This window comes from Myxococcales bacterium, from assembly GCA_023898405.1.
Lineage (GTDB): Bacteria > Myxococcota > UBA727 > UBA727 > JABDBI01.
In genome coordinates this window covers 1,437,459-1,464,017 of the sequence record CP060221.1, presented here as the reverse complement: position 1 = coordinate 1,464,017, position 26,559 = coordinate 1,437,459, and the positions used below count along the sequence as shown (strand labels likewise).

The following is a 26,559-nucleotide window of genomic DNA, read 5'->3' as shown; positions in this document are numbered from 1 at the left end:
ATTCACCATATTTACTGTTTCGGAAAAAGAGCGTAGTTTTGACTTCTTGCTTAGCTTATTAATTTTCGTCAGTCATGTCTCTCTAAAAGCAGTGAAAACAAAAAGGGAAATAGTTGGTCAGTTTTATGAAAGTTCGCGGCGAAAATAATCTACTCGGAACAAAAAATATTCGTAGAACGAATTGTCTTGCCTTATCATTTATCTTGCATATCACTATGCTCGCCGTGTTTTCATATTTCATGAAAGATACTCCCATTTACTCTAACCACTACAAGCCTCAACACTCGGTAAGCATCTCCTTTTCTAAAAAAAAGTTCGATAAGGAAAGTAATCAGGCATCTTTTCCTGTCAAAAAACAGGCACCCATAAAACTTGTTACAACTGACAAAGCAAAAAATAATAATAAAAATCACCAAGGCCTACAAAGCCAAAAAAGCTCTCAAAATAGTATAGTGCCCTCTCAAAACTTGCCAACTAATCTTGTTTCCGAACAAAACACAAAGAATAATTCTTATGGGACTCGCAGCAAACCTTTCTTGCTCAATGCTCAAGACATAAAGGTTCCATACCCAGAACAAGCTCGCATAAAACGAATTGAAGGAACAGTTAAAATAAAATTAACTGTCGCTCAAAGCGGCAAAGTAATCAAAGCCGATATCATCAGTGGACCAGCGTATGGACTCCGACAGGCTGCATTAATTGTGGCAAGAAAATTATTTTTCTTACCTGCCACCGATGATCTTGGAAGAGCACAAGTAGCTCAAATTGAACATGAAGTTATTTTTAAACTGACTCAGTCGTCTTAGAGACTGCGCGATTCAACAACAAAATCACGATCCATAACTGTTTTTCGATTGTCACTTTGAGCTCTACAGATGGCCTTATCACAATGAAGGCGAATAATATCAGACAATCGCTCTAAAACATTAGCCGATGTGTTCATTCCTGATTTTGCTCGGATATAATCTTTTAGTTTTGAAGCTACCACCAAAATATCGTGAGGAATATGTTCTGACTGCGATTTGGGATCAACCAAGCGGGAACTTGAAATTTTTTGTACTTCTTCTTCAGCCACTGCTGGAGCGAGTCGCTCTTCGGCCCATGCATCTTTATGCCGCATAACCGGCACGTGTTCATCAAAACAGGGCATAGAGCAATAAGCAGATTTTCTACACGTTGATATGGCACATGCATAATATTTTTGTTTGAGATGAATAGCTCTTTTACAGCTACCGCAATGACGCCAGACATTTTGTTCGGACATGACTTTACCTCATCAATCAATATGAGCTGTGGCCTACTCCAAAAATTTTCTTGAGCAAAGAGAGTGTTGACAGGAGAATTGAGTATTTGAAAGATAAGTGATTGGGTTAAATATAATTCAACTTTTAATTAAATGAGTGCCACTACTTAAACCTTCTGGACCCAAGAAACTTTTTGTAATATTTTTTTGAAGGAGTGTTTCTGCAAAATTACTATTCCTATAACATTTCACTAAAAACTTTGGCTTCAAGGTGAGCACATGCGTTGGTATAAAAAAGCCCCGAATACAGCTTTAGTTTTATCAGGAGGTGGCGCTAGAGGAGCTTACGAAGCTGGTGTTATTCGCTACCTGAGAGATGAACTTCCTCACCGAATACGCCCCCATGTTCGCTTTGAAATTTTATGCGGTACATCGGTGGGCGCAATCAATTGCTGCTATTTAGCAGCAACAAGCCACGCCCCAGAAGCTCAAGGACAAGGTCTGCTTAAATTATGGCAAAACCTACAGATCGATCGTGTATATCAACTAGGGCTTAGAGAAATTTTAAACCTGCCACGTTTTTTGCTTGGATCGCGAGGGAGAGGAGAGCTTGATGATGTAATTGGCCCAGGGCGCTTAGGCGGTCTCTTCAACACTTCACCCATGGAACACATGGTTAAAAATGAAATTCCATGGTCAAGAATACGAACTAATATCGAAGAAGGATTCTATAAAGCGCTGGCTGTCAACGCTACTCATGTTCGCTCAGGAAGAACTCATGTGTTTGTGGAAAGAGAAGGCGGTGGACTCCCACCGTGGAGCACTGACCCACAGATTGAAGCTCGAGCCGTTGAAATAGGTCCTAATCACGCTCTTGCATCTGCTGCAATTCCTTGGGTCTTTCCTGCTGTCGCAATCGATGGCGATATTTATAGCGATGGCAGTATCAAACTTAATACTCCAATTTCTCCTGCACTTCGCCTTGGGGCAGACCGTTTGTTTGTTGTTGGACTTAAAAGCGAAGATATTGGCGATTGGCGCGTCTCTCAGGAACCTCACCGAATCGATACATTTCCTTCTGCTGCATATCTTTTAGGAAAAGTTCTCAATGCGCTATTAGTTGATAAAACCGAATATGACCTAAAAAGGTTGCGCCGTTATAATGCTCTTATCAGCGAAGGTATTCAAGAATTCGGAGAGAAGTTTGCTCATCATCTTGATGGACTCATGACCAAAACGAGGGGAGCACCTTACAGAGAAATTGACACGATAGATATTAGGCCAACAGTTGATATTGCTGAAATAGCGAGCCGCCATCTACAGCGCGGATCCATCGCAGCACGTGCAGGCTCTTTGGTTGGACCCTTGCTTCATCGCTTAGGCGACATTGGTGTTGGACAGGCGAGCGATTTATTGAGCTACTTACTTTTTGATCATGAATTTGCTTCTGAGTTAATTCGGCTCGGCATGCATGATGCAGATGTAAAACGACAGCAGATTATCGAATTTTTTAGTATCTAAGAAATTTTTCAAAAATATTTTTAGGCGACCTTCAACTATTCTTGCTTAAAACCAAGCCTGGCAAAGCTATTGGATCCTTCACATCCCTCTCCTTGTCCTTCCACTTCGACAGATAAGGGTTGAAAGGATGTCCGCCTGTCACGTTCTATTAAACTTGGCTTATCGCTTCCATAATGAGAAACGATGAACATTCTGCGATTATTTGGACAGTGGGTCTTTTTATCGATTGAGCTATCCTGAATTACGGTACCACCAATAATTTTTCCTATCTGCAAAAAGCTTAAAAACATATTGTGTTTGGATTTCAAATCAACAACTTCTGACTCTTGCTTCAAACTAAGACTACCGCCTTCTTTATTTACAGCTAAGTAATAGAGACTCCCATTGACCCCTGCCACTGCTAGCCAATTTTTTTTCCCTCCACAGCAGCTTTCACTCTTACTGTCAGGAAAATATATCGCTTCTGGGTATTCTTTTAGTTGAAAACGTGTTTCCACTTTCATATCAGAGATATTTGCCAAAGCTATTTCATCTTTAATAGCATTGATTGCAATCAAATAAATCTTTTTTCCAAAACCAAAGTCACGGCTAGATAGAAAAATTCTATCGGTCATCATTCCCACATTGAGCATATTTATTTGTGTTTGTTGACTGCCACCTAAAACGCGATCGATGTTTGCAAGATTAACAACCGCAATATTTTGCGAATCTTCATCGGAAATAACTGCTTTTGAAGCATTTTCATCGATTTCTATATGGCTTGGCTTAACTCCAACAGCAATTTTTTGGATTTGACCTTTTGCTTGCCCCGTCACTTTATCAAAGGCAATGATATCGATGCTGCTTTCATTTGGATCACTCAAAAGTACAACAGCCATAGTACCATGCTCAAAAGCTGCCATCTTGTAATACTTTTTCTTCAGTTGAACAAAGTGAGGAGTTGAAAAACTTTGGGTTTTCCCGTCTGAACTAGGAAAAGTTCTTACAATAAAAAGCCCAGGTCTCGCTCGATCGAGCACAAAAAAATAAGGAAATTTTTTATTTGGGCTTTTCACTACAGCAAGATTATTGCTCGAAGATCCAACTTTGACAGCCAAAGGAAAATAGTTAGGAGCAAATACAGTTGACTCGGTAGTAGCATCGTAGATAAGCAGCTTTCCTCTGAATGATGCGGAATAAACAATACAGCTGTGCTCCACCCCTTGATTGTAGGGATCGCAATTTGTCATGATAGCATCTGAGGCTCTGCGAATATGGCCACTGAGATAGGCTCCCTTATCAGCACAGCCCGTCAAAAAAACAAAAAGTAGAATATAAAAATGAGCCACAATTTTCATAGTTAAAGGCCTATGCCATCAGGGCTTGTAGTTGAAAAAACTTTTCCGAGATACTTTAGATTAAAATCAAAAATTCCTAAGGTACCATCATCGAAAAATGAAACATAAATCAATTTCTTTTTTTCATCGAGCACCGCTTTAGCCGGACCTTGACCATGAATCTCAGAAACCACATCAAGCGATAATGGAGATTTGGTAAACGATGCGATGCGACTATCTTTATAACACGGTATAAAAATACGGTTTTGCTCCTTCGAAACACTCATGGAAGTTGCCGATTCACAGACAGAAGTTGTATCAAGCAGTGTTTTTGATTTCAGACTGAATTTAAATATGCTCTCAGGTTTTTCGGCAAGAATATAGACTGACTGCTCAGCTTCATCGATATGCATATCATGAGCGCTATCGATGAAAAATTTATCTTTGAAATCCCAAAAATTGACACGCGATGGAGAAATTTTTTCATTATTCAATAAATCTGAAAGATTGATAGAGAGCAAATAAATTCCCTGAGGTTGACTCTTGTCTTCTTTGAACTGACGTTCAAGCAAGAAATACACTAATGATTTTTCGTTGTTTTTTTCTACTTGAATTTTTTTAGTGACAATAATTTCGTCTGCAGAAATTTTTATATTTTTAGATTTAAGCGTGTCGACAAAATTAAAAGACCGAACATGCTTCATCTTTGTTCCCAAAGAAATCAGCTCTATTTGGCTTGAAGTTCGATACGAAATTAAAAGATTTTTTTCATTATTATTGGTGGCTATAAGTTGAAGATATCCAGGTTCGCTTTGTTTTAATGAGAGCGATTGCGTATCTTTACAATCTACAATGGATTTTTGAGCGTTCTCACATGAAAGCACTCCCGAACGAATGGAAAATCTATACAACCTGCTACTGCTATCACTGGCAAAGGTAACAGTATTACTATCAAGCGCGATCATACTTGATGCCGATGGAATGAGAACATTCGATGTCACGACAGAATTCCAAGCAATAGGATTCTTAGGGACACCACTTTTAATCACTCGATCAACAGCCGTCGTATCAATAACAACCAATTTTCCATCGCTAAAATGATCGTCGGTATTTGCTCCAACTACCAACAACGCATCACCTTCAAGCGCCATATGCAGGGGAAAAGGTACGCTATGATCAGGGGGGGGTACTTTGACCGGGGCAGAAGTACAGCCAACCCATGAAAACAAAGCAATTAATTTAATGGCATATGATAAAACTTTTCTTTTTGACAAAATTTTTAAACTCCAAGATGCCTTTTTCGAAATGAACAATGCATCCTAAGTACACTACCGTCAAGTTGGCTTCTACAGGGCTTGACCAAGCTCATACAGTTGATTAGATACTAAAGAGATTAATAGCCCAGATGGCGGAATTGGTAGACGCGCTAGGTTCAGGTCTTAGTGAGGTTTTCTTCGTGGAGGTTCGAGTCCTCTTCTGGGCACCAGCATTTTTTTATCACACTCAGTATTTTGCCAACTCCCCACGAGCCCGCGAGTACTATAAAAACAAGTTTTTTCTCTGAAAAATAAAAATGCCCTAAAACCATTGAAAAAAATATTGCCATAAATGCTAGCGCTATGCTCGTTCTCATCAGATAAAGACCAATACCTTGCCCATTCCATAAAAAGTTTAGAGGACATTTGCCTTTTTTTATTGTCATAAAATTTCTCTATGCTCCAAAAAACTTAATACCCAAAAGACCAATGCTTATACAATAAAATGAAAACCATATCAGGCGATGGGTGCCAAGAAATTTCATAAACCACTTTATAACGATATAACCACTGATCGCCGCCGATATAAAACCCACCAATAAGGGCATTGCCATACGAGCAACAAGTTCGGCATCTTTAAAAAGCTCTATAGACGCAACTAAAGAAGCCCCCAACATTACCGGTATCGACATTAAAAATGAAAAACGGGCAGCGTCAGTACGGGAAAATCCTCGCGCTATCCCAGCAGCGATGGTCGAACCTGAGCGGCTCACCCCTGGTAATAAAGCAAGTGTTTGAGCAAAACCAATAGAGAGCGCATCTATCTGATTCATGTTGCGTTCAAACTTTTTGGCGAATTTTTCGGCAAGCATCATAGCAAAGCCTGTAAATATCAAACAATAACATGCTGCTAATGGCGAAGAAAAATAGCCTGAAATACTATCTTTGAACAAAATACCGATCAATGCAGCAGGCATGGTTGCGATCACTACCAACCACCCCATGCGCGAATCAGAATTTGACCACGGATCTTTAGCTACAAGACCAGCAATAACCCCCACAACTACTCGACGAATGACGGGAGCAAAAAATATCATTACTCCAAATAAAGTACCGAGCTGTACAAGGACATCAAAGATGAAAGACTCTTTTTCACAAAACTGCCACCCTAAAATATTAGGCACCAAGACAAGATGCGCACTGGAAGATACGGGAACATATTCAGTCAATCCTTGAACAATTCCTAAAAGTAGTGCCTGCAGCAATGTCATACAAACTATTCTCCACCCAAAAAATCTCTCACAAAAATATTCATAATCAAAAAGTTACTAAGTGCCAACCATCAACTGTTTTAGCTTTTGTTAAAAACCGGTTTAATATTACCTATTGAAAACTAATAATCCCTCCGATTAAAACAGTAAAAATAAAACTTAATTAAAATCCATAGACATAAATCCAAACATCCTAGCTGATTGATATCACTCATCAACGGTTCATAGGAGATTTTATGTCTAAAATACTTTCGGCAAGTGTGTTATCGCTCATCTTTTGTTTGCACAGCGCACAGGCATCACACAATTTTAGCACAACTATTTACTGTAGCGATCCCACCGAAGCCTCTAAGGCAAGAGTAGAAATTGGTCTGGACCTTATCAATAACGCGGCTACTTTTATGTATCATGCTGCGAATGGTGAAGTAATCAACCTGAATATTGGCACGCCTTATGGTTATGGCTCTTCTTCTCACGTCACCATGAAAAGCAGCTTTAATAATCGATTGCGCGGCGAACAGAGCATCACCATCTCTGCACACAGCGATATAATCACAAGAATTCTTCATTACACACGCTTCGAACTTACTTTGAGCAAACGCATGAATGCCATAAGCATAAGGGAGTTGAGCTACAGTAAAGGAATTGATGCATTTCCCGAACAAAATATCGAAGCCCACATCAGCGATCTTCCTTTGAGCTGCCAAATAAATCTCTAAGCTAATTTACGGTTAAGGATATTTTTCAACCAATAATTCACCATAAAAAATTATTTATTTAGCCAATAATAAAAGGATAATAATAGATAGCTATAAAGGGTGATAGTGTGAAAAATGCAAACATTTTTTTTATCAGATTATCAAACGTTTTTTTATGTTAGCAATCTCATTTCTAACAGCGGCGTGCCAAACATCCGATAGTCCAAAAAAAGAGAATAATACCATGATGAGTAGGAGCGAGATGGTAGTGGGTGAAAGCTGTTCTTGTTTAGAGCAAGACAAACACTCTAAACGCCAAATAAGAGCGTGCGATACTGATGAAAAAGACAAAAAAATAGGCTTGCACAAATAAAAGTTTTAGGGGGGCTTAACTACTTTTATTTTTAGGCTTTATTTTGCTGTCGGGCGTTGAAGAGTGTTTTTACTCTTCAACGTTTTTTATAAAATAAAACAAGAAAAAAATCAGACTTACTAAAAAATCCCAGCGCGCACCATTTCACCCCTTTATTACTCATTATCAATCGAATTAAAAATAATATTACGACATACTGATAATTACTATTTCTTGTCTCTTGCAATACTATCCGCAATCAAAAGCGCACTAGTATTAGTGCCCCCCACCGCTAGCTCATTTTTTTTTACGCGCTTCTATCCAATTACCTTTAGTCGTTTTGATGCTCGTTCATCAAATATTTTCTCTCCATCCAAATAACGAGGATCAAGCAAGTGGCTTGCTTTTACATTTTTTATGGCATGCAACATGACCGAACGAACATCGGACTTCTCTTGCTCTAAACTATCAAGCAATTCTTTCATGCGCTTACGCTTAAGACCTTCTTGTGATCCACACAGGTTGCAAGGTAAAATGGGGAATTCTTTTTGTTTGGCATAAGAGATAATGTCTCTTTCAGCTACTTCGATCAGCGGACGAATGACAAAGAATTGTCCATCATCGGTGCGGTATTTGGGAGGCATCGCTTGAAGTTTTCCCGCATAGATCAAATTCAGCAGCAATGTTTCAATCGCATCATCACGGTGATGGCCCAAAGCTATTTTGTTAGCTTTGATTCGGCTGGCCACTTTATAAAGCACTCCCCTGCGCATACGGGAGCACAGCGAGCAATACGTCCCCCCCGGTTTAGTTTTTTCTTTAACAACGCTGTAGGTATCTTCTCTGATGATCTCGTGATCGATGTTATGTTCCATAAGCCAATTTTCCAGCGGTTTTCCATCATAACCTGGCTGCACTTGATCAACATGCACCGCAGTAACTTTAAAGGAAAAAGGTGCTCGGGCCTGAGCTGAAAGCAGCAGGTCAAGCAGAGTATAACTGTCCTTGCCACCTGAAATAGCAACCATGATGTGATCATTTTCTTCGATCAATTGGTAATCAACAACCGTGTTGAGCATGGTGCGCATAAGTCTTTTACGTCGTAAACTTGTTTGTTGACTCACAGCAAAACCGGCCCAGTGGCGCTCATTTGGAGCTCTTTCGTTCATAATTATTCTATTCCAATCTTACAAATGTTTTAGGTATCCCTATTGACGCTTTTGACATAAGACATTTTTATGCCCAGTCAATGGTGGGTGTAGCTCAGCTGGTTAGAGCACCAGGTTGTGGCCCTGGGGGTCGAGGGTTCAAATCCCTTCACTCACCCCATTTTTTTATCACTTGATCTTTTATCACTATGCGTCCGTAGCTCAGTTGGATAGAGCACCGGACTTCGGTTCCGGGGGTCGTGGGTTCGAATCCTTCCGGGCGCGCCAATCGTTTTTCTTGCTACATAATTTTTCATGAGATGTTGATGGAAATTACCATCAATCTCATACCTATCGCCCTTGGTGCTGGCATTCCGCTTTTTAGAAAAATGAGCGAGTCTTTTAACCTCAAGCTTTATACAACAAAGTTAAAAGATATTAGATTGCGAATTGGTTCAGATAAATCTTAAAAACATAGCAAAACTAGAAAAATAAGAATATTAAAATTTGATAATTATATAAAAATAAAACTACACTTCACATGATAAAATCACCAACAAGGGTATCATCATGAGAGCCATTCATATTTTATTGGCAGTAATCTTCTTCCACCTTTTTGCGTATTCCTATCACGAAAATTTAGAGACAAACTCCTTGTTTGATGGAAACACTGTACTCCATTTGGCTGCAGCAAATGGCAATCTTCCAATGGTCGAATTGCTTCTAAATAATGGTGCTGACATCAATGCTATTAATCTTGATGGACAAACGCCGCTTCATTTTGCAAGCGTTCATGGACATATCGCTGTAGTTGAACTGTTGCTCATGTATGGAGCTAATGCCTCAATCATCGATAACGATGGGAATATCGCTCTTCACATGTCTGCAAAAATAAATAATTTCTATATCAGCAGTATGTTGCTCTATGCTGGTTCAAACATAAACGCAAGAAATGTTGATGGCCGCTCTCCGGTTCACTATGCTGCAGAGAATGGCTCTTTTGATCAAGTGGAACTCTTCATAAATTTCGGTGCGAATATCAACGCTGCTGATAATGAAGGAAACACACCTCTTCACCTCGCTACCGCCAACAATTTTTATGCTATTGTAGCTCTGCTCCTTGCCAATGGAGCGACTCCTTACTAAACAGTACTTTTTCTAAATCAATAAAGCGTTTACAACATCATGTTGAAGATTATAAACTCAGCATGATGTTTTTAATTTTTATCAACATCAGACCAAGCATAATTTTCCTGAGGGATTGGCACTTGGAATTTCGGCTTAGATTTTTTCTAAGATTATTTTAAGATTTTATTGCCTCGCTTAGAGGCTATATTTTTAAAATCAAGATGGCGTTGTTAAGCCGTGTTAGCAAAATATTTGCAATTGTTAAATGAATATAAAAAATTAGTAGAAGCAAGCGGCTGCTCTTAGTAGTCAAAAAAATATTCATCCAAGTCAAGGCTATACAGCCCAATAATTTATTTAAACAACAAATATTAAATAAAAACAGATAAGAGATGGTTAAACGAACCGCTATAGATTCTTAAGGATCAATGAAAAATCCTTCTTTTTGTCAATCTAAAAATACCTTAGTGAGGACATTATGCTCAAATTCGCCATACTTTTTCTCTTAAACTTTATGTGCGTCTGTATTCTTAACGCGGATAATTCAAGTTCATCTCATAGCAAACTTAATTTATTAGATCAGGATTTAATCAATGAAGGCTATGAATTCATTGAAAACATCAAACAAAAAAAATTTAGAGAAACTAGCTACGAGCCAGGCTTTGTATTTAGATTTTATCCTCCACTCGTTTCATACCAAAATGACCAGGGCAATTTAGTACAAGAACAAGATGAGGAAGCCACCTATATATTTGTTTATAAAAACTGCAGTTCCTCTACATCGATCAAGATAAAAGAAGATGCAAAAAAATTCGTAACCATAAAACCCGACAACCCAAACTATACGAGCGAAGCAGTAAAGATTCCCAAATTTCACACGCTAAAAATTCAAAAAATACCTCTGAGCTCAGAAGAAAAAGAAGCTTTGGGAGAACAAAAAGAGTTGTCTAAAACATGTTGTTTTCTGCCATCTAAAAAGACTTATAAACACTGCTGGAGCGTAGATATCTACAGAAAATCTTTTTTGAAAGAAAATCCAATTCTTGACACTTAATTAATAACTATAAAATAAACAAGACCAGCATTCTTTGCTGGCCTTTTATTTATAGATATTATGCTAAAGCATCAAAGAAATAATTTTTTGCATCGTAGATTTAGATATTTAGCTAATCCCATCAACAAAAGCACCATCCATAGATTTAATGCATTTCCCTTGGTTGTAGAACATCCAGAGGCCTGCAATGCCGATTTGCTATCTAGCCCTTTCTCGGCTGACTCAGCTAAACCATTTTGCTTTAAGTCAAGAGCACCGCGAGCCGCTTCAGAAGATGGAGCTTTTTCAGCAGCTGCCACAACTGCTGGAGCTGGCACTATGGGCACAAGAGGTGGCGGAAGATCAACATATGCATGAGCATTTGCTTGGTTGCCACGATTGTGATTGTTAGTGCGCCCTCCAATCAGACGAGACAGAGAAGTCGAATAATTATTTTCGTTGTTGAGATCCATGGTATCGGAAGAAACCACCGCTTCATTCCTTAGGATCGATAAGTTCTGTGCATCTTCGCTGACTTTCATAATAAAAGTAATTGCTACACTTTCTTCAGAAAGAAGTGTGCCAATACCGCACGTCACTTTGTTTTCAATCTCTGCGATTGCACAGTTAACGCCTGCTGGTGTGCTTTGAGGAGCACTTACAAAAGAAAGTAGATCTGGCAATCTATCAACCAACAAAACATTTACTGCCGCCGATGGTCCATTGTTAGTTACCGTAAGCGTATACCTGAGATTTAAACCCGCCTTTACATCGTGAGGCAGAGGCTGCGTTGCCAACCAGTTGGTATCATAACCAGGTATATTATCTGTTTCACCTTCCGCTTGCTTAATAACCGCAAGATCTGCTAAAGCTCCCACATCACCAGAAATGAGCACTTCATTATTTTTTAGATCAGGATCAATTCCCATGTGCGTTAGTGTTGCATCATTGGTCAGCGTAATTCCATCATCAGCATTTATTTCCATGGTGAGGGTCCACGCTCCACCGCCAGGAGCTTGAGGTACGGGTTCTAAAGGTTGATCGAGCGTGCATGCAAAATAAAAATCTTGGATTTCCGTATTAAGTGGAGCCATTGGACTGCAACTCATCGCTCGATCGCTGTTAAGACTTTCGATAGTAAAATTTCCATCGGCAATTCCGGTATCGCTCAGTGTCACCATACGTGCGGTACAGGGGCCCAAATTTTGTACCAAGATTTTATAAGTCAGTGCATCTCCTGCTTTTTCTTGAGATGAGGTTTGAAACTTAGTGACCTTTAAATCCGCAGTTGAGCCTTCTACCAAAGCAGAAATAAATGCAGCATTGTTGCTATTATCCAAATCCATAGAATCGCTGGAAGCCCAGGCACTGTTATTAAGAATTGATCCACATGTCTTTGCATCAATCGGAAAATCAGAATCAACATTGATAGTAATTTCTACCGTTTTAGTTGCAGTATCGCCCTCGCCTTCTTCTGGATGACCTGTTGGAGTCAGCGTACCTAGTTTACATAAAATGGGATCCTCTGGATTACCAGGAGTTCCAGACAAGCAGCTTCCTGTGTCACCATTCAAAACAGAAATATCAACGATACTTACACCTTTTGGTAAAAAATCTTTTAGCACTACATTTTCGGCTCGGCTGATGCCCAAATTTGTTACCGTTACCTGATAGATCACCTGCGATGCTCCAGCAATCCAAGGCTGACCTGGGTCTGAAGAAATTATTTTAGTAACTTGCAAATCCGATGAAGCATCAAAAGGAGTTACTGTAGTTGCTATATTATTCTCTGGATTAGGATCTGTAGAAATATTATCGCCTGCAAAAACTTCTACAATATTATTTAACGCGCCATCTTCGTATGCCTGCAAATTTATAGTCATCACAATTCTGCCATTAACCGTAGGTTCATAGCCAGGATCCCCTGGTAAATCTCCATCGCAATCGTAATAACCGGTCGGATGAAGTGTTGTTGCACCTATAGTGGCAAGATCAAAAACTCCCGTTGCGAGAGCAAAGTTACATTGAAACTCTTGTGTTAATCCTCCGCAGTCTCGAACAGATAAACTACATCCATTAGCCCTCACCCACTGGGCATTAGATACTGTCTGCATGAACAATGTGTCCCGTATTACCGGATGAAATGCCGTAGATGGACCGTTATTTTCCACAACCATAAGATAATCAAATTGCTGCCCCGCTTTGGCACGAATTTTCGATGCGAATTTTTGAACTTTTAAATCACTGACAGATTGAACCGTGATGTCATCAGGAAAACTATTTACTGAATACGTTGCATTATCCAAAGTCACCGTGGCTTGATTGCTTACTACGCCGATTATTTGCGGCTCTATCGAAACCAAGAGCTCAAATGTAACTATTTCCCCTACGGCCAACTGATATTGAGGAGCAGTAAATGCATTTCCAGCAGCTCTGCATTCAACCACATCAGGATTTGTTGAGGTTACACTACATGGAGTTTCACTCTGTTGATAATGAAAACCAGCAGGAAGCGTATCTGAAAACAGCAAATTTTCCGCTATTTCATCTCCGATATTTCTAAGGGTAAAGGAATAACTGAAAACTTCTCCTGCAATAGGAAGTTGAGGTTGACCACGTTTGATAACTTCAATTACAGCTTCTGAAAAAGCAAATGTGCCGTGTAGTATACTTAGCAAAAAAATTAAATTAACAAGCTTAGTCCTGCGAAATAATATGAGTGATAAAAACATTGTCCCCCCTGATAATTATTTTTTGCTTTCTTAATTCACAAGAAATATTCAAAAAATACTTTTCACTCAAATATTAAATTAATTAACATATGTAAAAATACATTTTGTTTTTCAAATTTTAGAGATCAAAATAAAACAATAACTTAGTCAAAAAACAACTACCAACACTGATAAACTTACATAGGCTCAGGTTAGGATTAAAACGCAGATATAAACAGTGAAATTAAGCCCCTTCTGAAGGCCCATAATGAAACAAGCTCATAATCGCCTTTAGGCTTCTTGAAATTTTGGTTGTGTCCAGAAAATGTTGAAAGGCTTCTTAATAAATTTTTGAACGATTCCGCAGCGCACGCGAGGACTTAGTGAAAAAATTTATTAAGAAGCCTTTCAACATTTTCTGGACACAACCAAAGTGTTTAGGAAATGTCAGCATAAATTTGTGATGACATCTCACAGTCTGTAAGCCTTGTTCCCATGGAATCTGTGGTCAATAATTTTCCGCTCATGTCTTCATCGATATAAGCATCACCAGCTACCTCATCGGGATATCCACCGTCATGATAGACAATCCATACTCTGTTAGTTTTCTTATCTTTATAAAAATAAAAAGCATCCCAATGGTCAGAAAGATCCTTATTGTTAGCATCATAAAAAGCCATCTCGCCACTACCCGGGTTATATTTCATCATTTTCCAAGTTTCATGACCTTCAATGCGACAGTTTAAGCTTTCTACACTTAAAGCTTGAAAGCCTTCGATTTCAGGCACCCATGAAAATGCTCCCATGCTTAAAAGCAGCATTAATCCCAATGATTTAATCATTTTTGTTAACCTCATACTTTAATCGTATGATGTTTATTTCTGAAAATTGCTTGTTTTGGATAAGCTCATGATGTCAAATAAGTGCCACGCTTTTAAATTATTTTTTCTTTTGGATATAACCAAAGCCTTTGAATGTTTTTGTGGCACTTCTCATAAAAAATCGAGGAATAGTAACTATGAAAGGTATCGACCAAATTGCTAGCAAAAAATATGCGGGATCATTCGCTTGGCCCACTTTGATATTAGCGCTGAGCTTGGCCATTTCTCTAATAGCCAGCATAAGCCTATGCTACCTTGGCCTTATCCCCCTGTGGTTCTCATCAATCACCAATTTTATTTTATGTTATGTAGCTTTCACACCTCTGCACGAAGCAGTGCATAACAATATCAGAGGCTCATTTAAACATCTGCAGTGGATAGAAAACCTAGTTGGCCATCTCTCTGGAACAATGCTGCTCGGCCCTTTTAGATGTTTTGGCTTTCTTCATTTAAGTCATCATGCTCACACTAATGATAGTGCTGAAGATCCTGACGCATGGGTTAAAGGAAAAAATTTTTGGTCTGTTTTTTGGCGCTGTCTAACGATAATCCCTCACTACTATGTTTATTTCTTCACCAGTAAAAAATCTTTTGCCAAAAAATTATTTTTGCCCACCGTAGCAAATTTTATTTTTCTTATTTTGCTTATTATTTTCTTAGCTTCTATTTTTTCTTACAAAATTATATTTTTTGGATGGGTTATACCTTCACTATTGGCAAATTCAGCTCTAGCATTTTTCCTTGACTATCTACCTCATGCCCCTCATAGCACACAGGATAGATACAAAAACACCAACATAATCTTTGGGAAAATTATTTACATTATCAGTATGGGCCATAGCCTTCATATTATTCATCATCTTTGGCCGCGCATTCCGTTTTATCGTTATGGGCAGGCCTTCAATGAATACGCTTACTTAATAGAAAAAAATAAAACCCCTGTTTTTTATTCGCTCACTCACTTCTTTTATGAAATAAAAAAACATAATTCGTAGTAAGGAGAATTCATGGGCATCGTAGATGAACCACGCATTGTTCAGAGTGAAAATTTTGAAATACTGTCCTTAGCCACAGAAACAGTACCTCCTTACACGACTACCAATACAATCTTGTATGGAAAAAATAATTTTTGGGTTATTGATCCTGCTACCAAAGATCCCCATCATCAGGAATTTTTAATTCGACATATTCAGATGCGCTTAAATAAAAAGCAAAAGATGTTAGGAATTCTTCTTAGCCATCATCATAGTGACCATATCGGAGCTGTATCCCTTTTAAGCTCTAACTTTAAAAGTCCCATCCTGGCACATAAATTTTTATGCGGCAAAGTTGATTTTTCTGTAGACCGCACGGTAGAAGAAGGTGAGCATTTAGCCCTAGATGAAAAAAATTCTCTAGAGGTAATTTATACTCCGGGCCATGCAGAAAGCCATGTGGTATTTTTTGATCGGAGCGATGGTTGCCTCATTGCTGGGGATATGATCACAAGTCGCGGAACTATTTTGATTCCTCCCAATAGCGGTTCACTTAAATTATATCTTTTTCATCTTGAGCGCATAGCTTCACTGCCAATAAAAACTATAATTCCTGCTCATGGTGAAGCTATCGTAGAACAACCACATTTTTTTTTGCTCAATGCCATTAAACATCGTTTAGAGCGCATAGAACAAATCTATCGCGTACTTGAAAACAGCCAACAGCTCATCGATGCAAGCGATATTACCAACACTATCTACCAAAGAAAAATTGAAGATAGATTGATGTTTTTTGCCCAGCTATCGGTAGAATCGGGCCTTTACTGGCTTAAAGAAAATAATCTTGCATTACAGGAAAACTACCGTTGGAAACTAAGCATGCATACCTATACAAGTAAAGAAAAAATCTTATTGAATCCCTTGAAAGAGATCAATGAGCGATTGCGATACACCTAAGTGGCGACTGCCGTCCCATTCATAAAATCCCGTGCCAGATTTTTTACCTAAAAATCCAACTCGAACCATTCGCCTCAACAGATTTGGTGGTTCAAACACGTGAGAATCGAGGGAACGATAGAGATGCTCGCTTATCGCTAATCTCACATCGAGCCCGACCCAATCAGAAAGCATCAAAGGCCCCATAGGGTGACCATAACCGAGCTTCATAGCCCGGTCTAGTTCTTCTACTCCGGCGACTCCTTGTTCAAGCATGCGTATAGCTTCGAGACAGAAACTAATTCCCAAACGCGATGTTGCAAAACCCGGACTGTCATTAACTACGATACATTCTTTGCGCAAGGAAAGAGCGAGTTCTTTAGCAAGCTCAACAGCATCAAGACTATTATCAGCGTGCACAACAATTTCTAATAATTTCATGATGTGAGCAGGATTAAAAAAATGCAGCCCCAAAACTCGTTCTTTATTCAATGTTGCACTTGCAATATCGCTAATGGATAGACTTGAAGTATTAGACGCAAGCAATCCTTCTTCGCTGATAAGTCTATCTGCAATAGAAAATATGTGGCGCTTAATCTTGATATCTTCGCTCACAGCCTCGATCATCAGGTCACAACCTGCAAGCGCTTCAAGATCTCTAGATTGGGAAATGCAATCACTTATAGCTTCAGCCTCGAAATTATTTATTTTTTGTTTTTCAATGCTTGTTTCCAAAAGGCGATCAATAGCGTTTAAGCCATTTTCAAGGGCAAAAGGATCATTATCGATCAAACATACGTCTATTCCAGCTTGAGCCAACACATAGGCGATGCCACGCCCCATTGTACCAGCCCCAACTACGCCTGCTCTAGTAAAATGATTCATTCTATGTCCTTCTTATGAAAGTGCCTCAATGGCCATGCTAACTCCCTGCCCCACTCCAACGCAAAGAGTTGCTAAACCTAATTTCTTTTTGCTTTTATGCAGATGGTTCAGAAGCGTAATTAAAATCCTTGCTCCCGAACACCCTAAAGGGTGGCCTAAGGCAATCGCGCCTCCATGAGGATTGACTTTGGCTTCATTGATCTTGAGTAAATCTACAACACTGAGCACTTGAGCTGCGAAAGCTTCATTTATTTCTATCGCGTCAAAATCGCTCAGCTTCATTCCAAGTCGATCGAGCAATTTTATGGTAGCCGGAACTGGACCGATTCCCATGGTAGTCGGTGCAACTCCACATGATTGAAAACCTAAAATTCTTGCCAATGGCTTTAGTCCATGAGCTTTTGCATAGTCGATCGAAGAAATCAGCAGTGCTGCTGCTCCATCATTAAGGGATGAACTGTTCCCTGCCGTCACCGATCCTCCTTCTTTAAATGCTGCTTTGAGCTGCGCTAGTCTATCGAGACTTGTATCGCTGCGAGGACCTTCATCTTGATCTATGATGGAGCTTTCATTTTTTTTGTTTTTGATAACTACATCAACAATTTCATTTTTAAAAAATCCCGAGTGTTGCGATTCGATCGCTTTTTGATGGCTCCACAAAGCAAATTGATCCTGACGCACACGGCTGATGTCATATTGTTGCGCTAAGCGCTCGGCTGTGAGCCCATTAGATTCAGGGGGAGTTATCTCACGCATTTTTTCATTGAAGAAACGCCAGCCCAAAGATGAATCATAGATTTCCGGTATTCCGATTTTAAAAGCTGCCGAAGCTTTAGCCATAACGTAAGGCGCACGCGACATGCTCTCAACACCGCCCGCAATCATGACTTGATTTTCATTCAAAGCAATTTTTCGTGCCGCATCTGCTACGGCATCAAGCCCAGAAGCGCAGAGCCTGTTGATTGTCACAGCACTCGCATTAACCTCAAATCCAGCCAAGAGCTGAGCCATCCGAGCAACATTACGATTGTCTTCGCCCGCTTGATTGGCACAGCCTGCACTCAATTCCTCTACATCTTTTATTTCGACTCCAGCTCTTTGTACGGCCTTTTTAAAAACCAATGAGAGCAAATCGTCAGGTCGACAATCTCTAAGGATTCCTGCATATTTTCCGATAGGTGTACGTGCAAAACCGAGAATTACAGGAGTTTTTGGAAGCTTCACGATAAAGCTCCTTTGCCGTTAAGGTAACAAAGTCTTAACAAAACAAAACTAATAAAAAATTGTTTTGCTTGTAAATTGAATTAAAAACTTTAGGATTGAGTTTTTTTATTCTTTTCGTTTTAAGGCCGCGTGATAATGCATAAATGCAATGTAGGTGCTTACCCCCCACAGTGTGAACAAAATAACGAAGGTTATTAAAGCAACCTTTATTCCCCAAAATAAAGCTCCACCTCCAAAAATAAACGCCAGAAACAAAACATATTTGGTCAGTGAAAGATTCTTTTTAGTATCGATTATATCTTGTTCGATCTCATTTTGAGGCTGTTTGTTTTTTTTCTTCATATACAGCACCTTACATCATAAATCTTTTGAAGAAATTAGTACAGTTATGCCCTGCCAATTCAAATTTCAACGGCTTTCTTAAAAATTGAATTAAGCTTAGCCAAGCGCTTGCTATTGATAGCTCGCTCAAAATAATTTAGATATTGGCAGATGAGTATGAACCTATTATTTGGACTTTTGCCGCTTGTGGCATTCGTGATTATCGACAACTTTTTGGGACTAAAATCAGGTCTCATTGCGGCTATAATATTAGCCTTTCTTGAGGCAGGCTACAGTATCTTTGTGTTTGGCAGTCTTGATGCTCTCAGCATCGCCTCCCTTGTCTTGGTGCTTGCTTTTGGATTTTGGTCTCTCAAATCCCAAAAGCCTATTTATATAAAACTTCAGCCAGTAATTTTTGGTCTCATATTCTCTGTCGTGATATTGGTTCTGCAGTACTTAAATAAACCTCTCTTGCCATTATTTCTGGATAAATACGGTGAACAATTTCCTAAAGAAATTATGTATGCTTTTGCTCACCAAAATATGCGCGGCTTGTTATCTCAGCTTTCACTTAATCTTGGCATCGGAATATTGATTCATGCGGTTTTGGTAGCATACGCAGCTTTCCGATTAAATAATTGGTGGTGGCTTTTGATTCGCGGTATTGGCTTCTATCTTATGATGGCACTATGCATTCTTAGTGCGCGGCTTTAAGAATTAAGTGATTAACTTAAGGCTCACAGCAGGAACTAGTTTTACCAAAAGCACTACGCCCAAAGTCAAAAGCAAAAGCCCTCCTAAAATTACCAGCATGAGCTTGCGGTAACGGCCTTGCGCCAAGAAAGCAGTTAGAGCTATTTTTGATACCATGGTTGCTGTAACGGCTAGAATAATTGTGTTGGTAGCAGCGATAATGCTGACATTTTTATTGGCTACCATATTGGCGTTACCAATGACAACTCCATGCAACTCAAAAAGAGCCGCAAAAAAACTTACGAGTGTAGTAAAAAAATCTCCCAAAAAACGTTCACTTAAATCAACAATAAAAATAAGTGCCGTAAGCAGTGTGCCAATTTTTATTGCACTTCTTAAATTCAAAGGATTTGAATGTGTAACTCGTGCCAAATCTGACTTTTGTTTACGCACCAAAATTATACCAACGCTTATACACACAAGCAGAATTATTCCTAATGGAATGATAAGTGCTGCTAAAAGCGGCAGAGAAATTGGAGCCACCAGTACAAATACCTGAAACAACATGGCTGTAATGGCAAAGAGAGCTGCCGATGCAATGCTCATGTAATTTTCTGGTGTTATTCGTGCAAGGCGAGGATAGGAGGCAAAAGCTGCTGTTGATGAAATATTTCCTGCCAAAAAACCAGCTAAGGGAAGCCCTATTTTTTCTCCAAAGATTCGTGAAATCACATAACCAATAAACTGAATTCCTGCAATCATGGCTATAAGCAAGGCAAGCTTAAATGGATTAAAGATATGCAAGGGATCAATAGTACGGTTAGGAATCAGAGGAATGACTCCCACTGATAACAGTATCAAAACTGCTGCAGCCTGAATTTCATCAGGACGTAAATATCTTCTGATAAAACTATGTAGAGCGGTTTTGTTGTGTAAAATCAACACCATTGTTACGCCTACAAGCAAACATAAAATCGGCTCTATGTGGGAAAAATAGCCCAAACAAAATGTAGCCAGCGCAGCAATTTCAGTGGTAATGCCTGCAGGCCTACTTGATTTTTCACTTTGTTGACGAGCGCTCAACATATAGTTGATCAATACAGCAGCAGCCAAAAAAATAACTAAAGCCAAGGCTATCAAAGGCTGATCAATTCCTCCCGCGATAGCTCCAAGAATAGACAACAGCAAAAATGTCCGAACACCCATACTCTTGGTGCCATGGATAGATTGGCGTTCTCGTTCAATTCCAATTAACAATCCGATAAGTATTGCAATAAGATATGGTGAAAGCTTGACCAACATTTTTTCCCCACAAGCTTAACAATGCTGGTATGAGGTGACACCTAAATCCTAGCACAATCAGATACCCCAGAAGCAAAACTCTTGACGGTTCGCCATGTTGCTCGTGGAAGACGTATGCCAACAGCATACAGGGTATTCTTCAATAATTTCAAAGCTGCATGAGGTAGAGCTATAATGCAATTTGTGCCACTGACATGAGGTTCATCAAGCACATAAGCTTCAATCTCAGAATCTTCTGACCAGCTTTTCAATGCATGATGGAGATTATTTTGATTACCATCTATGCTGTGCGAATCACTCAAAAATAGTTCTATGTCATGGGCCATGCCCTTGATGAAATCTTTGGTAGTTCTAAAACAAAAGCGCGTCGCTTTAAATGGAGCTTTAATAACTTGCTTAGAGTGAAAGCTAATACGCCTTCTAATTTGGTCATAATTATTTCCCTCTATATCAAACTCATAATACTCGCCAATTTGTTTTTCACTGAAATGATCATGCTTTGCCAAAACACAATTCGCACACATAAATATCGCTAAGAGAAAAAATCGATAATTCATAGAGCAACCTCATTATCTTTCAATTCACCCGCTGGTAGAACTTCGTTTATATTATCTATTTCATAAAGCAGAATTATTGTTTCGTAATGCTCATAAACTTCCTTATCAAGTACACTTTTAATACCAACAACAACTTGATGTTCAAACCCTCTAAGATCAATAATAGAGATGAGTTTTTTCTTCATATTTTTAAGCTGATCAATAAAATTTTCTACATAATCTTTATCCATAGCAATCATCACGTGATCTTCGCTCACTCGATTAATTCGATCATTAATTTTTTCGATAAGATCGATTGATTTTTCAAAGCGTTTTTTTATTCTTTTATTTTTTTTCTCTTCAGCTAAACTCATATTTTCATACTTGAGCATTAGTTTATCGACCAACGCTTCAAGCGATAGATGTCTCCTGCCAGCCATTTTATAGATCGATTTACGTTCTTGCTCAGAGTAGCCTTGATTTTCTAAATCAAGCATATTTTTGATCGTTTTTCTGGCAGAAACGAGCAATAATTTTGTTTCACTTTTATCCTGCCGAAATCCCTTTTCGATTATTTTGTCTACTCTTTCTTTTCCGTAGATATGCACCAAATCGCTATTCTCATCCAAAAGATATTTATCGTCATAAAGCAGACGCAATTGCTGATCGATATTCCGCAAATTATTTCTTGACTGATCATAGAATTTTTTAGTAGCCCTTTTGTTTTTCCATTGTCTCAAGGTATGAGCACTCTTCATAGGGTTGAGTAAAGCAATGGGCTCATTTTCTTCGTTATACTCTTTGGTATGAGTGATAATAAATTTTTTGGCTTGATCGATCGTATTTGCATATCCACTTTCTGCGCGAATAACGAGATCTTCTGGCTTTGCTCCTAAAAGCTGATGGATTGCAGCAAAGCCATTCAACCCAGACTGCACTTGTATAAATTGCTTAAGTATCAAAGCTTGTTTATCTGGGTGCTTTCCTCGAATAGTCTCTAACAAATAATAAATTTCTATTTGAGGGATACCGCTTACTTGGCTTGCAACATAAATTCTTTCCCTGCATTCATCTTGAGATAAAAGCTCTAAGTGAGCGACACTAAGTTCACGTTCAATATTAACTTTGCGAATTTGTCGTGAATCCTTTGCCTCAAAAGAGCCTATAGCGGTACCAAAAAGATCGTTAATTTCGCGTACGATATCATTCTCTTGATCGTCAGTAATAAGATTATCCTCAAATTGCCCATGAATCAGCAAACTATCAAACTGCCATTTATTTACACTGAAATTCATTTTTGAATCATCGATAGTATAAATTCTTCGATGTGAAAGATAGAGATCCCTATTGAACCTTCCGCTAAAACCTTGACCAACGCTTTTTCTAAAGGCAGAGGTAAAATTGCTTATTGCAATGATACCATCGCTTGATGTGCTTGCTGCATCCGCTTGCATATACTGCCAATCAATGCCTGCAAATTGTAGATTCAACCTATCGTGAGTCGGCCTAAGTTTCTTATGTGCAATAGAAACAGCCTCCATTACTCCTTTGAGTAAGCGTGAATTAAAACCAGCAGATAATTTTTGTGAGGATACCTCTACATGTTCAACAAAACTAAGTGCCACACCTCGATTTTTCAGCTGTTCATTTTGATATCTAAATTCACTCAAAAGATATTCTGGTCCTCTGTTTTCCGAGTAAATTTGAATTTCATGAGGAGATGGCAAACGCCCATTTTCGACAAGATCATAATAGGCAACAACCGAATCAGGATTATCAAAATCAAAGATAAAACTCTGCTTTTTGTAAATTGACATCGAATCGATGTATCCCACTCCCAAGGTATTAAGAGCGCTGCTGATAATACCTATTTCATAGATACGCTTAGGTTTTATACTCACTTCAAATTTATTTGCGGGCAATCGCCTTAAGGCTAACTCAAATTCAGCTGTAAGATCGATCGTTGCCCCAAAACGAACAGCCCCTATCGGGATCTGTGACTGCAAACCCGCCACAAATGCACCTGATAATTTCCCAGTCTTTGTCTCAATAAACTCATCTCCGACGTTTAAATTTCGCGGATCGTCAAATTTAGGTATTTTACTTTCTTTAATTTGTTTTCCCAAAAGAAACAGCACTCCAGGAATTTCCGATTCCGTAAGCATTCGCTGAGCATCAGGAAGATCGACATGCGTTCTATAAATTCTTCGTGAAGTAAACTCCGGCCCTGCCCTAAAAGCTACTAAAATTGGAACTTTAAGATTCGAAAAATTTACAGCAACAGCAACTTTTCCAGAGACACCCTTTCGATCATCAATTTCAATTTTGTGTTTTCCTCTAATTTCAGCAAAGCGCCCGTCGAGCGGATATATCCCCTGATAATTAACATCATGATCACGTGTGAGAGTTCCCCAGATACTTGCTCCTGCACCTATCGTGCTACTCATCATCGTCATGAGTGAAATACCTGCAGATAAATTATTTCTCCACCCTGAGATCATGCCTCCTATCATCAAATAGGTAGGCGCGCCGTGCGACCAAAAAGTCCCATTGGAAAAATTAGCGGTATAGCTTGCTCCTGCACCGAGATAACGAGTTGTATAACTGAGCCACCAGCCAACTCCACCTGCTGTCCAATTATATGATCCCCAATAGGTTGCAGCAAAAGGCGCAATCATGACGGAATTGGTTAATGATGTATTGTGATTGGCAAAATAATGATTAGAAGAAAACACAGCATTAAGATTTCTCAATGAAGCCCAAACAATAGCATTTGAATTGACAGGATTTACCACTGGAGCAGATGTAGTGAGAGCATTGAGACGGAAATCTGTCGTGCCTGGTCGAAAACTTATGGGAACATTTAAGCTCGACAAAAATACAAAGTGTCTTCTAATCTCGCTAATGACTCGCGCATCTGAAACTATATCCAAAGCCCTAGGACTCAAGTCACGTAAACTTCTTTCAGTATCTGGGGAAAGCGAATGAAACAAAAGACTTTCAGAATTATTTTCTCTCTCACTATCAACAATAGTAATTTCATTGGCGATTGTATGAAATTCTTCAAAAAGTTCTATCGGATCACCAAATTTTTCTCCAGTCTTTAACTGAACTAAAAATCCACTCTGGGTTTTCGAAGCCCCCAAATCAAATAATTTTAAAATCTCTGGCCATGTCATGGGAGCTGTACTTAAAATTAATTCATAAAGCTTCACCTCATCAATAATTTTCATTTTATAAAGCTCTCTAAGAGCGTTTACTAAATTTATATTATTGATACTGGTGATTCTTTTAATCTCTTTGTTTTTTAAATTTATTTTACAATCTTTTTTAATAATTTCTTTAATCGTATCAACATCACTTGTACCGCTCAAAAACAAGTAAAGATTGCTCACCAATTCTGGTCCAAGCTCATGTTTGTCATTTATTTTTTGGATTTTAACCTTTGTTTTTTTGTAGAGCTTATCAAGTTTGGTAAAAATTTTTTTTGCACGCTTTAATTCATCGCCATAAGCTTTTTTATCCTGCTCATGCAAAGTACGATGATGTTTCCTATTGTCCGAGCGTTGTGAATAATCATGGTCTAAGTGCCCAAGCCCTTCTAGCTCATTGACCATTGGTAATGTTGATATCAAAGAGCTAGAAAACATCGTGCAGATAATAAAAATTGAAATAAAAAATAATTCAGAATTTTTTCCAATAAAAAATTTTTTTTCTGTATTCATAATAATTACCCACACCATATTTCTATGGTTCGAATTATTTTTCGGTTGGATATTTTTAGGGGTGCTTTTTAATATTTTTTTGCATTTTTTAGCTTCAAAATTTTTAAACTAATAAATTTTTCCTAATACTACATGTTTTATCCACTAGGATTAAAATCAGCTCATCAAGAGATTTAATTTGTTGCACAGCAAATTTTTTTCATGTCTCAAAGGAAAATTGACTAAAATGACGGGCACGTCCTAATGGAGATTCGATATGTCAAAGACATTGATCATTGAGCAAAACCAAAGATTGGCTAAAATTTTCATTGTAAAGAAATATGGATATCTATGCGTTCCTCTCCTGGCTCTCGTGCCATTATTAACCATGTGGTTGATGCACAGCACAGATTATCCAAATCTTAGCAGCTATTTTCCTTTATTTTTTGTGTTTGTCATTGTGCCTATTCTCGACTTACAATTCGGGCAGGATACCTATAATCCAGATGAACTCAGAGACGTCCCAAATATTGAGAAAGAATATTACTATCGCATACTCACATGGCTGAGTTTCCCTTTTTATGCGAGCTTGCTTGTTTTGGCTCTTTATACTTTTACCAAAGTAAATTTGAATTTTTTTGGCCAGTTGGGTTGGCTTCTTTCTATGGGAGTATTCGCTAGCGTTTTTACCATCAATGTCGCTCATGAATTGATGCATAAAACCAATAAAATAGAACCATTTTTTTCAGGCCTTCTTTTGAGCCTGGTATGTTTTGCCACCTTTAAAGTCGAACATATTAGAGGACATCATGTACATGTTTCAACTCCAAACGATCACTCTTCTGCTCGCTTACACCAATCACTTTATTCATTCTTGGCTCAGGCTTTAAAACACAACACACTTGCAGGATTCACGCTGGAGAAAAAATGGCTCAATAAAAAAGGACGCAGTGCTTGGCATTGGCAAAATGAACTGATTTGGTGGAGTTTGTTGAGCATTTTTTGGATTGTATGTACGGGAATTTTTTTTGGAACAATGGGAGTACTATTTTTTCTAGGACAAAGTCTATGCGCAATCATATTTCTTGAAATAATCAATTATGTTGAACACTATGGTCTGGAAAGAAAACTTCTAAAAAATGGTAAATATGAACCGGTAAGCCATCGCCACTCTTGGAATTCAAGTTTTTTATTCACCAATCTTTTACTCTTTCAACTTCAACGCCACTCCGATCATCATGCCTACCCAAAGCGTCGTTATCAGGTCTTACGCCATTTCGATGATAGCCCTCAACTTCCTTTTGGATATGCCACTATGATTCTTATAGCCCTCATTCCACCATTGTGGAAAAGGATCATGGACCCTTTAGCCACATCTTATGTACGATCAACCAAAAAGTGCATCTGATTTACTCAACTTCTA

The 26,559-nt window shown here is 38.6% G+C and carries 24 protein-coding genes and 3 tRNA genes; 14 read left to right on the top strand and 13 right to left on the bottom strand.

Translation table 11 applies throughout. From position 1 onward, the window contains the following. Positions 1 to 125 precede the first annotated feature (125 nt). Positions 126 to 806, top strand: coding sequence for a TonB family protein (locus H6731_06625; protein USN49947.1), 681 nt, complete (start codon positions 126 to 128; stop codon positions 804 to 806). Here the strand turns inward: H6731_06625 and H6731_06620 are convergent. Next, the gene (locus tag H6731_06620; protein USN51952.1) at positions 803 to 1,006 is read right to left on the bottom strand and encodes a hypothetical protein; all 204 of its coding nucleotides are present in this window, start codon (positions 1,004 to 1,006) and stop codon (positions 803 to 805) included. The genes H6731_06625 and H6731_06620 overlap by 4 nt on opposite strands. Before the next feature lie 516 nt (positions 1,007 to 1,522). Here H6731_06620 and H6731_06615 point away from each other — a divergent pair. Further along, positions 1,523 to 2,764, top strand: coding sequence for a patatin-like phospholipase family protein (locus H6731_06615; GenBank protein ID USN49946.1), 1,242 nt, complete (start codon positions 1,523 to 1,525; stop codon positions 2,762 to 2,764). 35 nt (positions 2,765 to 2,799) lie between these two features. On the opposite strand, the gene H6731_06610 is transcribed toward H6731_06615, so the two are convergent. Together H6731_06610 and H6731_06605 are read right to left on the bottom strand one after the other, a co-directional pair. Next, complete coding sequence (locus H6731_06610) at positions 2,800 to 4,101, bottom strand: hypothetical protein (protein ID USN49945.1); 1,302 nt, start codon at positions 4,099 to 4,101, stop codon at positions 2,800 to 2,802. A 2-nt stretch (positions 4,102 to 4,103) separates the two neighbouring features. Then, entirely contained in the window at positions 4,104 to 5,354 is a 1,251-nt protein-coding gene (locus tag H6731_06605; protein ID USN49944.1) for a hypothetical protein, read from the bottom strand. Positions 5,355 to 5,479: 125 nt separating this feature from the next. Between H6731_06605 and H6731_06600 the strand changes: the two genes are divergently transcribed. Beyond that, positions 5,480 to 5,566, top strand: a tRNA-Leu gene (locus H6731_06600). Positions 5,567 to 5,791: 225 nt separating this feature from the next. On the opposite strand, the gene uppP is transcribed toward H6731_06600, so the two are convergent. Beyond that, a complete protein-coding gene (gene uppP / locus H6731_06595; protein ID USN49943.1) occupies positions 5,792 to 6,607 on the bottom strand; it encodes an undecaprenyl-diphosphatase UppP in 816 nt (271 codons plus the stop codon). Positions 6,608 to 6,843: 236 nt separating this feature from the next. Between uppP and H6731_06590 the strand changes: the two genes are divergently transcribed. Together H6731_06590 and H6731_06585 are read left to right on the top strand one after the other, a co-directional pair. Next, the gene (locus tag H6731_06590; protein ID USN49942.1) at positions 6,844 to 7,326 is read left to right on the top strand and encodes a hypothetical protein; all 483 of its coding nucleotides are present in this window, start codon (positions 6,844 to 6,846) and stop codon (positions 7,324 to 7,326) included. 154 nt (positions 7,327 to 7,480) lie between these two features. After that, positions 7,481 to 7,678, top strand: a complete 198-nt coding sequence (locus tag H6731_06585) for a hypothetical protein (GenBank protein USN49941.1) — start codon at positions 7,481 to 7,483, stop codon at positions 7,676 to 7,678. A 296-nt stretch (positions 7,679 to 7,974) separates the two neighbouring features. Here H6731_06585 and ttcA read toward each other — a convergent pair whose 3' ends face one another. Continuing rightward, positions 7,975 to 8,826 carry a tRNA 2-thiocytidine(32) synthetase TtcA gene (gene ttcA / locus H6731_06580; GenBank protein USN49940.1) on the bottom strand — a complete coding sequence of 284 codons (852 nt, stop codon included), beginning with the start codon at positions 8,824 to 8,826 and terminating at the stop codon, positions 7,975 to 7,977. Positions 8,827 to 8,909: 83 nt separating this feature from the next. Here ttcA and H6731_06575 point away from each other — a divergent pair. From H6731_06575 to H6731_06555, 5 genes are all read left to right on the top strand, one after another. Next, a tRNA-His gene (locus H6731_06575) sits at positions 8,910 to 8,986 on the top strand. A gap of 30 nt (positions 8,987 to 9,016) precedes the next feature. Next, positions 9,017 to 9,093: transfer RNA gene (locus tag H6731_06570), tRNA-Arg, on the top strand. Continuing rightward, positions 9,066 to 9,275, top strand: coding sequence for a hypothetical protein (locus H6731_06565; GenBank protein ID USN49939.1), 210 nt, complete (start codon positions 9,066 to 9,068; stop codon positions 9,273 to 9,275). The genes H6731_06570 and H6731_06565 overlap by 28 nt, the downstream gene beginning before the upstream one ends. Positions 9,276 to 9,375: 100 nt before the next feature. Next, on the top strand, positions 9,376 to 9,951 hold the full coding sequence (locus H6731_06560) for an ankyrin repeat domain-containing protein (GenBank protein USN49938.1): 576 nt from the start codon (positions 9,376 to 9,378) through the stop codon (positions 9,949 to 9,951). A gap of 460 nt (positions 9,952 to 10,411) precedes the next feature. Next, positions 10,412 to 10,987, top strand: coding sequence for a hypothetical protein (locus tag H6731_06555; protein ID USN49937.1), 576 nt, complete (start codon positions 10,412 to 10,414; stop codon positions 10,985 to 10,987). A 71-nt stretch (positions 10,988 to 11,058) separates the two neighbouring features. Here the strand turns inward: H6731_06555 and H6731_06550 are convergent, their stop codons facing one another. Together H6731_06550 and H6731_06545 are read right to left on the bottom strand one after the other, a co-directional pair. Beyond that, complete coding sequence (locus H6731_06550) at positions 11,059 to 13,698, bottom strand: DUF11 domain-containing protein (protein ID USN49936.1); 2,640 nt, start codon at positions 13,696 to 13,698, stop codon at positions 11,059 to 11,061. A gap of 416 nt (positions 13,699 to 14,114) precedes the next feature. Beyond that, a complete protein-coding gene (locus H6731_06545; protein ID USN49935.1) occupies positions 14,115 to 14,519 on the bottom strand; it encodes a hypothetical protein in 405 nt (134 codons plus the stop codon). A gap of 176 nt (positions 14,520 to 14,695) precedes the next feature. Between H6731_06545 and H6731_06540 the strand changes: the two genes are divergently transcribed. Both H6731_06540 and H6731_06535 read left to right on the top strand, forming a co-directional pair. Then, positions 14,696 to 15,553 (top strand): fatty acid desaturase, encoded by an 858-nt coding sequence (locus H6731_06540; protein ID USN49934.1) that lies wholly within the window; start codon positions 14,696 to 14,698, stop codon positions 15,551 to 15,553. Positions 15,554 to 15,565: 12 nt separating this feature from the next. Further along, positions 15,566 to 16,489, top strand: a complete 924-nt coding sequence (locus H6731_06535; protein USN49933.1) for an MBL fold metallo-hydrolase — start codon at positions 15,566 to 15,568, stop codon at positions 16,487 to 16,489. Here H6731_06535 and H6731_06530 read toward each other — a convergent pair. The 3 genes from H6731_06530 to H6731_06520 form a co-directional block, all read right to left on the bottom strand. Then, positions 16,442 to 17,353 (bottom strand): 3-hydroxyacyl-CoA dehydrogenase family protein, encoded by a 912-nt coding sequence (locus H6731_06530; protein ID USN49932.1) that lies wholly within the window; start codon positions 17,351 to 17,353, stop codon positions 16,442 to 16,444. The two genes, H6731_06535 and H6731_06530, sit on opposite strands and share 48 nt — an antisense overlap. A gap of 12 nt (positions 17,354 to 17,365) precedes the next feature. Further along, entirely contained in the window at positions 17,366 to 18,553 is a 1,188-nt protein-coding gene (locus tag H6731_06525; GenBank protein USN51951.1) for an acetyl-CoA C-acyltransferase, read from the bottom strand. 129 nt (positions 18,554 to 18,682) lie between these two features. Further along, positions 18,683 to 18,919: a hypothetical protein gene (locus H6731_06520; GenBank protein USN49931.1), complete on the bottom strand. Its 237-nt coding sequence runs from the start codon at positions 18,917 to 18,919 to the stop codon at positions 18,683 to 18,685. Between the two features lie 156 nt (positions 18,920 to 19,075). On the opposite strand from H6731_06520, the gene H6731_06515 reads away from it, so the two are divergent. Continuing rightward, positions 19,076 to 19,615, top strand: coding sequence for a septation protein IspZ (locus H6731_06515; protein USN49930.1), 540 nt, complete (start codon positions 19,076 to 19,078; stop codon positions 19,613 to 19,615). 3 nt (positions 19,616 to 19,618) lie between these two features. Here the strand turns inward: H6731_06515 and H6731_06510 are convergent, their stop codons facing one another. The 3 genes from H6731_06510 to H6731_06500 are packed head-to-tail and all read right to left on the bottom strand — an operon-like array spanning position 19,619 to position 25,157. Further along, the gene (locus H6731_06510; protein ID USN49929.1) at positions 19,619 to 20,896 is read right to left on the bottom strand and encodes a DUF4010 domain-containing protein; all 1,278 of its coding nucleotides are present in this window, start codon (positions 20,894 to 20,896) and stop codon (positions 19,619 to 19,621) included. A 41-nt stretch (positions 20,897 to 20,937) separates the two neighbouring features. Next, positions 20,938 to 21,453, bottom strand: coding sequence for a hypothetical protein (locus tag H6731_06505; protein USN49928.1), 516 nt, complete (start codon positions 21,451 to 21,453; stop codon positions 20,938 to 20,940). Beyond that, a complete protein-coding gene (locus H6731_06500; protein USN49927.1) occupies positions 21,450 to 25,157 on the bottom strand; it encodes a hypothetical protein in 3,708 nt (1,235 codons plus the stop codon). The genes H6731_06505 and H6731_06500 overlap by 4 nt, the downstream gene beginning before the upstream one ends. Positions 25,158 to 25,413: 256 nt before the next feature. Between H6731_06500 and H6731_06495 the strand changes: the two genes are divergently transcribed. After that, positions 25,414 to 26,544, top strand: a complete 1,131-nt coding sequence (locus H6731_06495; protein ID USN49926.1) for an alkane 1-monooxygenase — start codon at positions 25,414 to 25,416, stop codon at positions 26,542 to 26,544. The last annotated feature ends 15 nt before the right edge of the window (positions 26,545 to 26,559 follow it).

Coding starts and splice junctions, on each gene's coding strand:
- H6731_06625 (USN49947.1), top strand. CDS start 126: ATGAAAGTTCGCGGCGAAAATAATCTACTCGGAACAAAAAATATTCGT.
- H6731_06615 (USN49946.1), top strand. CDS start 1,523: ATGCGTTGGTATAAAAAAGCCCCGAATACAGCTTTAGTTTTATCAGGA.
- H6731_06610 (USN49945.1), bottom strand. CDS start 4,101: ATGAAAATTGTGGCTCATTTTTATATTCTACTTTTTGTTTTTTTGACG.
- uppP (USN49943.1), bottom strand. CDS start 6,607: ATGACATTGCTGCAGGCACTACTTTTAGGAATTGTTCAAGGATTGACT.
- H6731_06590 (USN49942.1), top strand. CDS start 6,844: ATGTCTAAAATACTTTCGGCAAGTGTGTTATCGCTCATCTTTTGTTTG.
- H6731_06585 (USN49941.1), top strand. CDS start 7,481: ATGTTAGCAATCTCATTTCTAACAGCGGCGTGCCAAACATCCGATAGT.
- ttcA (USN49940.1), bottom strand. CDS start 8,826: ATGAACGAAAGAGCTCCAAATGAGCGCCACTGGGCCGGTTTTGCTGTG.
- H6731_06560 (USN49938.1), top strand. CDS start 9,376: ATGAGAGCCATTCATATTTTATTGGCAGTAATCTTCTTCCACCTTTTT.
- H6731_06555 (USN49937.1), top strand. CDS start 10,412: ATGCTCAAATTCGCCATACTTTTTCTCTTAAACTTTATGTGCGTCTGT.
- H6731_06550 (USN49936.1), bottom strand. CDS start 13,698: ATGTTTTTATCACTCATATTATTTCGCAGGACTAAGCTTGTTAATTTA.
- H6731_06545 (USN49935.1), bottom strand. CDS start 14,519: ATGATTAAATCATTGGGATTAATGCTGCTTTTAAGCATGGGAGCATTT.
- H6731_06540 (USN49934.1), top strand. CDS start 14,696: ATGAAAGGTATCGACCAAATTGCTAGCAAAAAATATGCGGGATCATTC.
- H6731_06535 (USN49933.1), top strand. CDS start 15,566: ATGGGCATCGTAGATGAACCACGCATTGTTCAGAGTGAAAATTTTGAA.
- H6731_06530 (USN49932.1), bottom strand. CDS start 17,353: ATGAATCATTTTACTAGAGCAGGCGTAGTTGGGGCTGGTACAATGGGG.
- H6731_06520 (USN49931.1), bottom strand. CDS start 18,919: ATGAAGAAAAAAAACAAACAGCCTCAAAATGAGATCGAACAAGATATA.
- H6731_06515 (USN49930.1), top strand. CDS start 19,076: ATGAACCTATTATTTGGACTTTTGCCGCTTGTGGCATTCGTGATTATC.
- H6731_06510 (USN49929.1), bottom strand. CDS start 20,896: ATGTTGGTCAAGCTTTCACCATATCTTATTGCAATACTTATCGGATTG.
- H6731_06505 (USN49928.1), bottom strand. CDS start 21,453: ATGAATTATCGATTTTTTCTCTTAGCGATATTTATGTGTGCGAATTGT.
- H6731_06500 (USN49927.1), bottom strand. CDS start 25,157: ATGAATACAGAAAAAAAATTTTTTATTGGAAAAAATTCTGAATTATTT.
- H6731_06495 (USN49926.1), top strand. CDS start 25,414: ATGTCAAAGACATTGATCATTGAGCAAAACCAAAGATTGGCTAAAATT.